The sequence below is a fragment of the Pengzhenrongella sp. genome (genome assembly GCF_036565025.1).
Taxonomy (GTDB): Bacteria; Actinomycetota; Actinomycetes; order Actinomycetales; family Cellulomonadaceae; genus Pengzhenrongella.
The window spans coordinates 1-12,375 of sequence record NZ_DATCNW010000364.1 but is presented as its reverse complement, the minus strand read 5'-3'; the positions used below and the strand labels follow the sequence as shown (position 1 = coordinate 12,375).

The 12,375-nt window shown below is 74.4% G+C and carries 14 protein-coding genes; 4 read left to right on the top strand and 10 right to left on the bottom strand.

The window, feature by feature from the left end; genetic code table 11:
• Window positions 1–17 precede the first annotated feature (17 nt).
• Window positions 18–770, bottom strand: coding sequence for an inositol monophosphatase family protein (locus tag VIM26_RS20720; protein ID WP_331954782.1), 753 nt, complete (start codon window positions 768–770; stop codon window positions 18–20).
• Between the two features lie 234 nt (window positions 771–1,004).
• Here VIM26_RS20720 and VIM26_RS20715 point away from each other — a divergent pair, with 234 nt between their 5' ends.
• Window positions 1,005–1,295, top strand: a complete 291-nt coding sequence (locus VIM26_RS20715) for a WhiB family transcriptional regulator (RefSeq protein WP_331954780.1) — start codon at window positions 1,005–1,007, stop codon at window positions 1,293–1,295.
• Window positions 1,296–1,534: 239 nt separating this feature from the next.
• On the opposite strand, the gene groES is transcribed toward VIM26_RS20715, so the two are convergent.
• Complete coding sequence (gene groES / locus VIM26_RS20710) at window positions 1,535–1,831, bottom strand: co-chaperone GroES (RefSeq protein ID WP_331954778.1); 297 nt, start codon at window positions 1,829–1,831, stop codon at window positions 1,535–1,537.
• A gap of 217 nt (window positions 1,832–2,048) precedes the next feature.
• Here groES and VIM26_RS20705 point away from each other — a divergent pair, with 217 nt between their 5' ends.
• Together VIM26_RS20705 and VIM26_RS20700 are read left to right on the top strand one after the other, a co-directional pair.
• Entirely contained in the window at window positions 2,049–3,230 is a 1,182-nt protein-coding gene (locus VIM26_RS20705) for a class I SAM-dependent methyltransferase (RefSeq protein WP_331954776.1), read from the top strand.
• Window positions 3,230–4,366 carry a glutamate--cysteine ligase gene (locus VIM26_RS20700; RefSeq protein ID WP_331954774.1) on the top strand — a complete coding sequence of 379 codons (1,137 nt, stop codon included), beginning with the start codon at window positions 3,230–3,232 and terminating at the stop codon, window positions 4,364–4,366. The genes VIM26_RS20705 and VIM26_RS20700 overlap by 1 nt, the downstream gene beginning before the upstream one ends.
• Before the next feature lie 58 nt (window positions 4,367–4,424).
• On the opposite strand, the gene VIM26_RS20695 is transcribed toward VIM26_RS20700, so the two are convergent.
• Window positions 4,425–4,970, bottom strand: a complete 546-nt coding sequence (locus VIM26_RS20695; RefSeq protein ID WP_331954772.1) for a GNAT family protein — start codon at window positions 4,968–4,970, stop codon at window positions 4,425–4,427.
• Window positions 4,971–5,116: 146 nt separating this feature from the next.
• Entirely contained in the window at window positions 5,117–6,160 is a 1,044-nt protein-coding gene (tsaD, locus tag VIM26_RS20690; RefSeq protein ID WP_331954771.1) for a tRNA (adenosine(37)-N6)-threonylcarbamoyltransferase complex transferase subunit TsaD, read from the bottom strand.
• Window positions 6,161–6,285: 125 nt separating this feature from the next.
• Here tsaD and VIM26_RS20685 point away from each other — a divergent pair, with 125 nt between their 5' ends.
• On the top strand, window positions 6,286–6,927 hold the full coding sequence (locus tag VIM26_RS20685) for a malonic semialdehyde reductase (RefSeq protein WP_331954769.1): 642 nt from the start codon (window positions 6,286–6,288) through the stop codon (window positions 6,925–6,927).
• A gap of 1 nt (window position 6,928) precedes the next feature.
• On the opposite strand, the gene VIM26_RS20680 is transcribed toward VIM26_RS20685, so the two are convergent.
• From VIM26_RS20680 to VIM26_RS20655, 6 genes are all read right to left on the bottom strand, one after another.
• Window positions 6,929–7,861 (bottom strand): sulfurtransferase, encoded by a 933-nt coding sequence (locus VIM26_RS20680; protein WP_331954767.1) that lies wholly within the window; start codon window positions 7,859–7,861, stop codon window positions 6,929–6,931.
• A complete protein-coding gene (gene rimI / locus VIM26_RS20675; RefSeq protein WP_331954765.1) occupies window positions 7,858–8,439 on the bottom strand; it encodes a ribosomal protein S18-alanine N-acetyltransferase in 582 nt (193 codons plus the stop codon). The genes VIM26_RS20680 and rimI overlap by 4 nt, the downstream gene beginning before the upstream one ends.
• A complete protein-coding gene (gene tsaB, locus VIM26_RS20670) occupies window positions 8,436–9,206 on the bottom strand; it encodes a tRNA (adenosine(37)-N6)-threonylcarbamoyltransferase complex dimerization subunit type 1 TsaB (protein ID WP_331954763.1) in 771 nt (256 codons plus the stop codon). The genes rimI and tsaB overlap by 4 nt, the downstream gene beginning before the upstream one ends.
• Window positions 9,207–9,211: 5 nt before the next feature.
• Window positions 9,212–9,742 (bottom strand): tRNA (adenosine(37)-N6)-threonylcarbamoyltransferase complex ATPase subunit type 1 TsaE, encoded by a 531-nt coding sequence (gene tsaE, locus VIM26_RS20665; protein ID WP_331954761.1) that lies wholly within the window; start codon window positions 9,740–9,742, stop codon window positions 9,212–9,214.
• Window positions 9,739–10,923, bottom strand: coding sequence for an alanine racemase (gene alr / locus VIM26_RS20660; protein ID WP_331954759.1), 1,185 nt, complete (start codon window positions 10,921–10,923; stop codon window positions 9,739–9,741). The genes tsaE and alr overlap by 4 nt, the downstream gene beginning before the upstream one ends.
• A 102-nt stretch (window positions 10,924–11,025) precedes the next feature.
• Window positions 11,026–12,375: bifunctional ADP-dependent NAD(P)H-hydrate dehydratase/NAD(P)H-hydrate epimerase (locus VIM26_RS20655; protein ID WP_331954757.1), on the bottom strand; the 1,350-nt coding region annotated here is incomplete at its 5' end.

The window sequence follows — 12,375 nt, the reverse complement described above, 5'->3', positions numbered from 1 at the left end:
CGCAGGACGAGCGCGGGCTACCGGATCGCGGCGAGCAGGTCGTCATGGGTCGCGGTCCCGCTCGCGTACGACCATCGGTCGGTGCCCACGCGCTTCTCCCCCGCCCGACCGCCCGCCTCGCGCACCAGCAGCGCGCCGGGAGCCCAGTCCCACGCGAACACGTCACGCTGGAGCCACAGGTCGACCCGGCCGGCGGCCAGCCAGGCGAGCTCCAGGGTTCCCGAGCCGCGAGCGCGGGTGCTGGCCGCCTGCCCGACGACGCGCTGCAGGACCGCCGCGGACGCGTCGCCGGGGTCCAGATAGGTGGCAAGGATCGCGTGATCGAGCGCGGGCCCGGCGGCCATCGTCAGCCGCTGCCCGTTCAGCCAGCACCCGCCACCCCTGGACGCCGAGAAGGTCCCACCGGAGGCCGGGTGGTGCACCGCCGCGGCGAGCCCGCCATCGTCGTCCTCGAGCGCGACGGCCGAGCACCAGAACGGGTCGCCCCGGACGAAGTTGAGCGTTCCGTCGATCGCGTCCACGAGCCAGCGCCGGTCCCCGGCGCGCGTCGTGCCCTCCTCGCCGAGGATCCCGTCGGCTGCCCGCCGCGCGAGCAGCAGGTCGCGCACGGCGTGCTCCGCCGCGATGTCCGCCCGCGTGACGACATCGCCGGGGGTGCCCTTGGACGTCACCCGTAGCGCGTCTCGCGACCAGGACAAGAAGGACGAGGCGACCTCAGCGGCAAGCGTGGCGGCCTCGACGGCGAGGGCGCAGTCCTCGGTGGGGTTCATCGGCTCACCCTAGGGACCCCGCCGCAGTGGCCCCGAAACCGGTCCCGGAGCGGCGAAGTTCGCCGGGCGATACGAATAATTCTCCGACCAGGGGGCTTGAACAACTTTTGACTCGGTTGTAGCGTTTCGAACACAGCACGAAACCTCGCAATATGCACGTGAACTGCACAAACGCGACCGCACCGGGGGCAACGCGGCTCCTGGTGCGTCGGAAGACGAGTCAAGGAGGACCCCGTGACCGAGATCTCGCGTCTGCCCGGACCGGTGATGGACCTGTGGGAGTGGCAGTTCGAGGGGGCCTGTCGCGATGCGGACGAGACCCTCTTCTTCCACCCCGAGGGCGAGCGTGGCTCCGCCCGACGTCGTCGCGCCGAGGCCGCCAAGGCCATCTGCGCCACCTGCCCGGTCATCCGGCAGTGCCGCGAGCAGTCGCTCACGGTGCGCGAGCCGTACGGCGTCTGGGGAGGCCTCTCCGAGGACGAGCGCGCCGCCATCCTGGCGAGACCGGTCAGCCACGCCATCTGACTGCCACGCCATCTGATCTAACCCGCCCAAAACAGCCGTAACGTCCGAGCGTTGACGTCCTATAGGACGTCAACGCTCGGACGTTACGAGGTGTGCACGTGGTGGGGCGTGCGAGGTTGCGGGGTTTGCGAGGCGGGTCGCGGGGGTTGCGAGGGGGTGCGGGACGACGAACGCCCCCGCATCCGGTCGGAACCGGGGGCGGGGGCGTCGTCGTACTGGGTCGTGCTGACTGCCAAGTACTACTTGACGACGATCGCGAGGATGTCGCGCGCGGAGAGGATGAGGTACTCCTCGCCGTCGTACTTGACCTCGGTGCCGCCGTACTTGCTGTAGATGACCTTGTCGTTGACGGCAATGTCAAGCGGAACCCGCTTGCCGTTGTCGTCGACGCGGCCGGGGCCTACGGCAAGGACGGTGCCCTCCTGGGGCTTCTCCTTGGCACTGTCCGGGATGACCAGGCCCGAGGCCGTCGTCTGCTCTGCCTCGAGCGCCTTGACGACAATGCGGTCCTCGAGCGGCTTGATGGAGACCGACACTGCGGACCTCCCCTTCTTCGCGTGAGTAACTGAATGAACGAATCTCGCAGGCGTGGTGGTTCACCCGTCGTCGCGGGAGCCGGGGAGAACCTGCCGATGCGATTGGCAACCTCATGTCGAGACCGCCACCGCTCACTCTAGGAACCGAGTTAGCACTCGGTCAAGGTGAGTGCCAGCCCCGCCCACGAATCCGGGCCGCCCGTGACAGGATCGCGCCATGGATGCCACGGGCCTCGCCAAGCTGCTCAGCCCCGACGGGTGGGCGCTGCTGTCCGCGCTGCCGCCATACGAGGAGGCGCGCGCGATGGTGCTCTCGGACCGGTTGCGCCGCGAGGGCATCGACCCCGAGCTCACCGCGGCGGCGCTGACCCAGTCCCGCCTGCGCGCCAAGGCGCACGCCAAGTTCGACACGTTCGCGGACGGGATGCTCTTCACCCCGGCCGGCCTGGAGCAGGCCACCCGGCTGACCGTCGCAGCGCACCACGCGCGCCGGTACGTCGCCGCCGGGGTGACGAAGGTGGCCGACCTGACCTGCGGGATCGGCGCCGACTCGATGGCCTTCGCCGGGGTCGGGCTGACCGTGCTGGCCGCCGACACCGACGAGCTCACCGCGGCCCTGGCCACGGTGAACCTGCGGCACTTCCCCGAGGCGGTGGTCCGGCACGCGGACGGCCTCGCGATCGACTTCGCGGCCGAGGGCGTGGACGGCCTGTACGCGGACCCCGCGCGCCGCTCGTCCGGCAAGCGGCTGTTCGACCCGAAGGCCTACTCCCCGCCGCTGGACTCGGTGCTCGCGCTGCGCGCGCAGGTCCCGGCGCTCGGCGTGAAGATCGGCCCCGGCGTCCCGCACGCCGCGCTGCCGCCCGACGCCGAGACCCAGTGGGTCTCGGTCGACGGGGACGTGGTCGAGGCCGGGCTGTGGTTCGGGCCGCTCGCGCCCGACGGGCCCGGGCGCAGCTCGCTCGTGCTGCGCGGGACGTCCGCCCGGGTGGTGCGCGACGAGCTCGGCGGCGCCGCGCCCGACGTCGGGCCGGTCGGCGGCTACTTCTACGAGCCCGACGGCGCGGTCATCCGCGCGGGGCTCGTCGCACAGATCGCGCACGAGGTCTCCGGCCGGCTGGTGGACGGCACGATCGCCTACATCACGTCCGACACGCTGCACGCGAGCGACGCCGCGACCGGCTACCGGGTGCTCGACACGCTCCCGTTCGGCCTCAAGCGGCTGCGCACCTACCTGCGCGAGCGCAACGTCGGGCGGCTCACGATCAAGAAGCGCGGCACGGCCGTCACGCCCGAGACGCTGCGCAAGCAGCTCGACCTGCACGGCAACGAGGAGGCAACGATCGTGCTGACCCGGGTCGCAGGATCCCAGCAGGTGATCGTGGTGGAGCGGCTGTGATGCAGATCCCGTTCGCGCACTCGGGCCGCTCGAGCGTGGGCATCGAATGGGAGATCGCCCTGGTCGACAAGGACTCCGGCGACCTGCGCCAGGTCGCGCAGACCGTGCTGGACGCGGTGCGACCGCCCGGCGGCGGCGAGCACCCGAACATCCGCCAGGAGCTGCTGGTCAACACGATCGAGGTCGTCTCGGGGGTGTGCCAGAACGTCGGGCAGGCCGGCGCGGACCTGCAGCGCGCGATCGACGAGGTGCGCACCGTGACCGACCCGCTGCGCGTGGAGCTGATGAGCGCGGGCACGCACCCGTTCGCGCGGTGGGCGCAGCAGAAGGTCACCGACAAGCAGCGGTACGCGACCCTGATCGACCGGACCCAGTGGTGGGGCCGGCAGATGCTGATCTACGGGGTGCACGTGCACGTCGGCATCGAGGACCGGGACAAGGTCCTGCCGATCCAGCGCGCCATGCTCACCTACTTCGCCCACCTGCAGTCGCTCTCGGCGTCGAGCCCGTTCTGGGGCGGGAAGGACACCGGGTACGCCTCCAACCGGGCGCTGATGTTCCAGCAGCTGCCGACGGCGGGGCTGCCGTTCCAGTTCGAGCGCTGGGAAGAGCTCGAGGGCTACATCGCCGACATGGTGCACACCGGCGTGATCGACCAGTTCGACGAGGTGCGCTGGGACGTGCGCCCGTCGCCGCGGTTCGGCACCCTCGAGACCCGGGTGTGCGACGGCGCCACGAACCTCACCGAGGTCACCGCGCTGGCCGCGCTCACGCACTGCCTGGTCGAGCACTTCTCGACGATGCTCGACGAGGGCCGCGAGCTGCCGACCATGCCGACCTGGTTCGTCCAGGAGAACAAGTGGCGCTCGGCACGGTACGGGATGGACGCGATCATCATCCTGGACAAGGCCGGCAACGAGGAGCTCGTGACCGACGCCGTCGAGCGCCTGCTCACCGAGCTGGAACCGGTAGCCGCCCGACTGGGCTGCCTGCGCGAGCTCGACGCCGTCCGCATCATCCTCAAGCGCGGCGCCTCCTACCAACGCCAACGCGCGGTGGCCCGCCGCAACGCCGGCGAGCTGGACGCGGTCGTCGCGGCCCTGGTAGCCGAGATGCGCGCCGGCCGCCCCCTGTAGCGCCGAGCCGCCGCCGAGAGTCCGACCGAACCACCCGCAACGTCCAGACGCTGACGTCCTATAGGACGTCAGCGCTCGGACGTTGCGGTGTCGGCGAGAGGGTTTGCCAGAGGATGTGGTCCTGCCAGGTGCCGGCGATCTTCAGGTACGCCGGGGCGATGCCGTAACGGGTGAAGCCCGCGCGTTCCAGGACGCGCTGGGAGCGGACGTTGTGCAGCATCGTCTCCGCCTGCAGCCGGTGCAGCCCCAGCTCCTCGAAGGCCACCCGCACAATGTCGCGCACGGCAGCCGTCGCGACGCCGCGACCGTTGTCGGTCTCGCCCACCCAGTAGCCGACGCTGCACGACTGGAACGGGCCGCGGACGATGCCGTTGAGCGTGATGCGGCCGACCAGGTCGCCGTCGTCATCCAGGATGACGTGCGGGAGCGTCGTGCCGAGCTCGCACTGCTCGAGCGCGGCCTGCATGAGGACGCGCTGGATCTCGGCGGTGGCGTAGTCGTCGCCGCGGACCGGGGACCACGGGGCGAGGAACTCGCGATTGCGCAGGAGCAGACTCACCAGCTCCGGGACGTCGTCGGGCCGGATCAGGCGGGTGGTGATCATCCGCCCATCCTCCCCCGCCCCCGCCCCGACGTGTCAGCCCTTGCGCGCGGTAGGGACCGCGCTCAGCCTGACAACTCCAGCGCCACTCGACGTGTCAGCCTCAGCGCGCGGTAGGGACCGCGCTGGGTCTGACACGTCTGGTGGGGCTAGGCGTAGACCTGGGTGAGCGGCATCGAGGAGTCGACGGGGAGGTTCAGGGCCGACGGCGGGATGCCGCGGCGGACCGCAGCCGCGCCGAGGGCCGCGATCATGGCGCCGTTGTCGGTGCAGAACCGGATCGGCGGGATGCGCAGCTCGATGCCGGCCTCCGCGCAGCGGACGGCGGCCAGGTCGCGCAGCTGGGAGTTCGCGGAGAACCCGCCGCCGATCACGAGGGTGTCGACCCCGTGCCGCCGGCACGCGGCGATGGTCTTGGCGGTGAGCACGTCGGCCACCGCGGCGGCGAACGACGCCGCGACGTCGGCCACCGGGACCGGCGTGCCGGCGTCCTCGCGGGTCTCGACCCAGCGCGCGACCGCCGTCTTGAGGCCCGAGAACGAGAAGTCGTACGCGTGCTTGGCCTGGTCCTTGGCGGCCGTGAGGCCGCGCGGGAACCGGATCGCGCGCGGGTCGCCCTCGCGGGCGAGCCGGTCGATGTGCGGGCCGCCGGGGTACGGCAGGCCGAGCAGGCGGCCGACCTTGTCGAACGCCTCCCCCGCGGCGTCGTCCAGGGTGGAGCCGAGCTCGGTCACCCCGGTCACGATGTCGTCGACCAGCAGCAACGAGGAGTGCCCGCCGGAGACGACCAGCGCCATCACCCGGTCCGGGAACGGTCCGTGCACGAGCTCGTCGACCGCCGCATGCCCGATCACGTGGTTCACGCCGTACAGCGGCACGTCGAGCCCGATCGCGAGGGCCTTGGCCGCGGCGGCACCGATCGTGAGCGGCCCGACCAGGCCCGGCCCGGCGGTCACCGCGATGGCGTCGACCTCACCGAGGTCGACGTCGGCGCCCTCGAGCGCACGGCGGATGGTCGGCACCATCGCCTCGAGGTGGGCTCGCGAGGCGACCTCGGGGATGATCCCGCCGTACCTCGCGTGCTCCTCCATCGAGCTCGCGACGGCGTCGATGAGCAGCTCCTCGCCGCGCACGAGCGCGACACCGGTCTCGTCGCAGGACGTCTCGATGCCAAGGACGAGGGGGGCAGACATGGGCCTCAGGTTAGTCGGGCCGAGCGGTCGGGCCGTCGCGGCACGATCGGTCCCCGCAGGCTCGGGTGAGCGGAGTCACACGCGATCTCGGAATGATCCAGGAGTAGTTGAGGGTTAAACCAACCATGACCACCGAGACTGCTGACCTGTCCGCCCTCGACTTCACGCCCGGGAGCCTGGCTGTGAGCCCGGAGACCGCCGACCTGCTGTTCCGCCAGGCACACACCGTGAACACCTTCGCCAACGGCGAGGTGTCGGACGAGCAGATCCAGGCGGCGTACGACCTGCTCCGCTGGGGTCCGACCGCCATGAACACCCAGCCGCTGCGCCTGCTCCTGGTGCGTGCGCCCGAGGCGCGCGCCCGCCTCGGGGAGCACATGGCCGAGGGCAACCGCGCGCGGGTGCTGGCCGCGCCGCTCACGATCGTCGCCGCGGCGGACACGAACTTCCACGAGCACCTCGGGACGCTGGTGCCGCACATGCCCGGTGCGCGCGACATGTTCGCCGGGGACGCCACCGCACGCGAGGCGATGGCGCGCACGTCGGCGCTGATCCAGGTGGGCTACCTCGTGGTTGCGCTGCGCGCCGTCGGCCTGCACGTCGGACCGATGGGCGGCTTCGACGCGGGTGCGATCGACGCGGACCTGCTCGCCGGCACCGACTGGAAGTCGCTGCTGGTGCTCAACGTCGGCACGCCGTCGGGCCCGGACGCCTCCCGTCCGCGCGCGCCGCGCCTGGAGTTCGCCCAGGCGTCCATCAGCGCCTGAGTCAGCCGGTGGCGAGCGGATCCGGCCCGACGGCGACGTCGCGGGCCGGATCCGCCGACCATTGCGACCACGAGCCGGTGTACAGCGCGGCCTCGATCCCGATCGAGGCGAGGGCCGCGACCTCGTGCGCCGCGGTGACGCCCGAGCCGCAATAGACGCCGAGGCCGGTTGGCGCGGACTGGTCGCCGGATGCGGCGGATGCGGCGGGGTCGGCCGCCGGGGTCGCGACGCCGAGCGCGGCGAACCGGTCCCGGAGTGCAGCCGCGTCGAGGAACCGGCCGTCGGCGTCGAGGTTCCCGGTGGTCGGCGCCGACACGGCGCCCGGGATGTGGCCTGCGCGCGGGTCGATCGGTTCGACCTCCCCGCGGTACCGCTCTTCGGCGCGCGCGTCGAGCAGCAGCCCGCCACCGCGGACGGCGAGCGCCTCCGCGTCGTCGGCGTCGAGCGAGGGCAGCGCACCGGCGGTGAGGGTCACGTCGCCGGGGGCGGGCTCGACGGCGCCCCGCTCGAGCGCGCCGCCGTCGCCGAGCCAGCCGGCCAGGCCGCCGTCGAGCAGCCGGACGTCGCCGAACCCCGCCCAGCGCAGCAGCCACCAGGCCCGCGCGGCCGACGTACCGCCGCTCGCGTCGTACGCCACGACCGGCACCCCGGCGCGCACTCCCCAGCGGCGCGCGGCGGCCTGCAGGACCGCGACGCTGGGCAGCGGGTGGCGCCCCTGCGCCGCGCTCGGCGGGGCCGCGAGCTCGGTCTCCAGGTCCACGAAAACCGCGCCCGGAATGTGCCCGGCGGCGTGCTCGGTGCGTCCGTCGGGGCCACCGAGCGACCACCGGACGTCCAGCAGTACGACCGGCTCGCCGACCTCGAGCGTCAGCGCGAGCTCGGCGGGCTCGATGAGCACGGCGGCCCGGACGGGATCGGCGGCGTCGGTGGTCATGAGGTCCCCTTGCTCAGCACGCACTGCATGGTCCAGGCGTCGATGTTCTCGGGCTGGTAGTAGCGGCGGCGGCGCCCCACACGCTCGAAGCCGAAGCGTTCGTAGAGCGCGATCGCGGGCTCGTTGTCGACGCGGACCTCGAGCAGCAGGGCGCGCGCTCCGAGGTCGCGGGCCCGCCCGACGAGCGCCGCGAGCAGCTCGCCGCCGATCCCCCGGCCGCGGTAGGTGCGGGCGACGCCGATGGTCATGACGTGCGCGTCGTCGCCGTCGAACCACACGCCCGCGTAGCCGGCCAGGGGGTTCTCCGGGGCCGCGGCGGGAGCGGCGGCGGGCGCGCCGACGGGGCCGACGGCGGCCGACCGGCCGGGTCCGGCGGGCTCGGATCCCGCGGGCAGCTCGGCCGCGACGTACCACCGCCCGGGACCGTCGAGCTCGTCGGCGAGCATCGCGGCGGACCACGCGCTGGCCCCGAAGAGCTCGCGCTCGAGCCGGACGACCGTCGGGAGGTCGCCCGTGAGCAGCGGCCGGACGACCACGGGCACGTTCGAGCCGGCCGGGCCGGTCGGGCTCGCGGTCATCCGAGGGCCCGCTTGCGCTCGGCGGGCGGCATCACGTCGGGCCGGCGCAGGTACAGCGGCTCGGTGGGCAGCGCGTCGCCGCGCGCGGACCGCAGCAGCGCGAGGCGGGCAAGGACGGCCGGGTCGGGGTCGACGGGCCCGCCGGCGGTCGGCGGCAAGATCTCCGGGTACAGGCTCGCCCCGCGCCCGACGACGACGGCGCCGGCCAGGTGCCCGTCGGCCGCGACCTGGGCGGCGCTCGCCACGCCGGGGCCTGCGACGAGCTGGACGTCGACCTGCCGGGCGGCGCCGGACTGATAGGTACCTGACTGGTCCGCGCCGGACCGGGTGGTGCCGGCCCCCGCAGCCTCCGACCCGACGCCGGCGACCACGCGGTACCGGGCCCAGTAGACCTCGCGCCGCCGCGCGTCGGTGGCCACGAGCACCTCGGTGCCGGCCGCGAGCGCGAGGTCGGCCGCGGCCTGGGCCGCGAGCGCGTCGAGCCCGGACACGCCGTGCACGGGGATCCCGAGCGCGAGCCCGAGCGTGCGGGCCGTGACGAGCCCGACACGAAGGCCGGTGAACGGGGCCGGCCCGGTCCCCACGACGACCGCGGTGAGCGCGGTCCGATCGGTCCCGGTCTCGGCGAGGAGCTCGGCGATCATCGGGGCGAGCTGTTCGGCGTGCCGCCGCTCCTCGTGCACCACGCGCGAGGCGAGCGTGCCGCCGTCGTCGGCGAGCAGGGAGACGGCGACCGCCGCGGACGTGTCGAGGGCGAGGACGGGCACGCGGGTCAGCCTACGACCGGCAGCGCGACCCCGGCCCAGCGCGTCCCGACGGCCCGGATCCGCACGGTCCGGGTCCCGGCCGCGGCATCGAGCTCGTCGGGATCCAGGTTCTCGCCCGCGCCCGCGTCCAGGCCGCCGTGCGGGCGTTCGATGCTCACCTCGAGGCGGTCCTGCGCGAGGGACTCCAGCAGCCCCTCGCCCCACTCGACGACCGTCACGGACTCCTCGAGGCTGGTGTCCAGGTCGAGCGCCTCGACCTCGTCGAGCGAGCCGAGCCGGTAGGCGTCGACGTGCACGAGCGCCGGGCCGGCCGCGAGCGGCGGGTGCACGCGGGCGATGATGAAGGTGGGCGACGCGACCCGGCCGCGCACGCCGAGGCCGGCGCCGATGCCCTGGGTGAACGTCGTCTTGCCCGCCCCGAGCGAGCCGCTGAGCAGCACCAGGTCGCCCGCGCGCAGCACGCCCGCGAGCGCGCGCCCGTACTCGCGCGTCGCGTCGGCGTCGGGCAGCTCCACCCGCACGTCGGCGGCGCTCACACCGCCGGCCGGTTCAGGTAGACGCGGGGCACGCGGACCCCGAGGCGGGTGACGATCTCGTAGCCGATCGTGCCGGCGGCGCGCGCCCAGTCCTCGGCGAGCGGACCGCCGTCGGCCCCGGTGCCGAAGAGCTCGACCCGGTCGCCGGCGACCTCCCGCGCCCCGGGCCCGAGGTCCACCACGAACTGGTCCATGCAGACCCGCCCTGCCACGGCGAGGCGCCGCCCGCCGACCTGGACGGGGCCGCCGGGGTGCTCCGGGAGCGAGCCGGAGGCGTGCCGCGGGATGCCGTCGGCGTACCCGAGCGGGACGACGCCGAGGACGGTCGCGGTCGGGGTCGTGTAGGCGTGCCCGTACGAGACCCCGTACCCGGCGGGGACCTCCTTGACGCTCACCAGCTCGGCCTCGAGCGTCATCGCCGGGACGAGGCCGAACACGCGGGGGCCGCCGAGCTGCGGGGCCGGGGAGATGCCGTAGAGCGCGATCCCGGGACGCACCAGGTCGTAGTGCGCCGACGGGTTGGTCAGCGTGGCGGCCGAGTTGGCGAGGTGGCGCACCTCGAGGGCGGCGCCGCGGGAGGTCGCCAGCGCGACGGCCTCGGCGAAGACCTCCTGCTGGGCCGGCACGCTCGGGTGCTCCGGCTCGTCGGCCATCGCGAAGTGCGACCAGACGCCGACGACGGCGACCGCACCCTCGGCCTGCGCCTTCAGCGCGTCGTCGAGCACGTCGGCGAACACGGGCGGCAGCATGCCGTTGCGACCCAGCCCGGTGTCGACCTTGAGGTGGATGCGGGCGGTCCGACCGGCCTCGCGCGCGGCGGCGACCACGGCCGCCAGCGCCCACGGTGCCGCGACGGACACGTCGATGTCGGCCTCGATGAGCTCGCGCAGCGCGCCGGACGGGGAGTACAGCCAGGTGAGGATCGGGCCATCGAACCCCGCCGCACGCAGGGCGAGGGCCTCGTCGCTCTGCGCGACGCCGAGCCACGTCGCGCCGCCCGCGATGGCGGCCCGGGCGACCGGGACGAGCCCGTGCCCGTACCCGTCGGCCTTCACGACCGCCATCACCTGGGCGGTCGGGGCGACGGCGGCCAGGGTGCGCACATTGGCGCTGATCGCGGCGAGGTCGACGACCGCACGCGCAGGATAGGAGCTCACGGGTCCAGTCTCCCACCCGCCCATTTCCGCCCCGGCCGGGCCGGAGGCGCGCGCGAGTGCGGGCGAATGGCTGCCCCGGAAGGCCTTTTGGCAGCCATTCGCCCGCACTCGCGGCCGACGACGGGGTCAGTCGGCCAGCAGGGTGGCGATCGTTCGGGGCAGGGCGTCCGCAACCGCCAGGGCGCTCACGGGACCGCCCGGTTGGGCGGCGTGCGCCGCGCGGCCGTGCACGGCGGCCGCACAGGCCGCCAGGGCGGCGGCCAGCGTCGGGTCGGCGACGACGTCGGCGGCCCGGCCCGCGAGCAGGGCGCCGAGCAGGCCGGTCAGCACGTCCCCGGCGCCCGCGGTCGCGAGCCACGCGGGCGCGTCGGCCTGGGTGTAGACGGCGCCGTCCGCGCCGACGACGACGGTCGTGGCGCCCTTGAGCAGCACCGTCGCCCCGGTCAGCTCGTGGGCGCGGCGGGCCCAGCGCAGCGGCGCGTCCTCGATCGCGGCCCGGTCGACGTCCTCCCCGAGCCCGGCGAGCAGCGCGGCGAGCTCGCCCGCGTGCGGGGTCAGCACGACCCAGGGCGCGAGCCGGTCCGGCAGCAGCGCGAGCGCTCCGGCGTCCAGGACCGCGGGCAGCGCGGTGTCTCCCGCGGCCGCGAGCGCGTCCTGGATGCGGGCGGCCTGCGCGGTGTCGTCCGGGTCGACGCCGGGCCCGAGCGCCCACGCCTGCACCCGCCCGTTCCCCGCGACCACCTCGGGCCGCGCGGTGAGCACGGCGGCCGTGACGCCGGGCGAGCCCAGGTAGCGGACCATGCCGACCCCCGAACGCACCGCCGAACCGACGGTCAGCACCGCAGCCCCCGGGTAGGCGGGCGTTCCGGCGACCACGCCGAGCACCCCGCGGGAGTACTTCTGCGCGGCGCTCGCCGGGATGGGCCACAGGGCCGCCAGCTCGGGCGTCTCCAGGCGGGCGACCGCCGGTGGCTCGTCGGACAGGTCGAGCCCGAGGTCCACGATCTCCAGGCGCCCGACGACGGCGCTCGCCGGCGGCAGCAGCAGGCCCGCCTTGGCGGCCCCGAAGGTGACGGTGAGGTCGGCGGGCAGGACGGGGGCGGGGGTCGGGGCGCGCGTCGGCAGGCCGTCGGCGGCCGTACCGGCGCGGTCGGGCTGGTCGGGCACCTCGGGTGCGGCGACGGGCAGCTCGCCATCGTCGACGCCGATTCCGCTCGGGGCGTCGACGGCGACCACGAGCGGACGACCCCGGCCGCCGCCCGCCAGCTCCTCGGCGAGCGCCCGCACGACGGCGGCCGGCGCGCCGCGCAGGCCCCCGCGCGCGCCGATCCCGAGCAGGCCGTCGAGCACGACGTCCGAAGCGGCCGCCTCGGCGACGGCGTCGGCCACGCGGACGCGGCGGCCCGGACCGCCGTCGACCAGGCTGACGACGACGCCGCCGGCGGCGCGCAGGGCGGCGAGCCCGCCGTCGTGCAC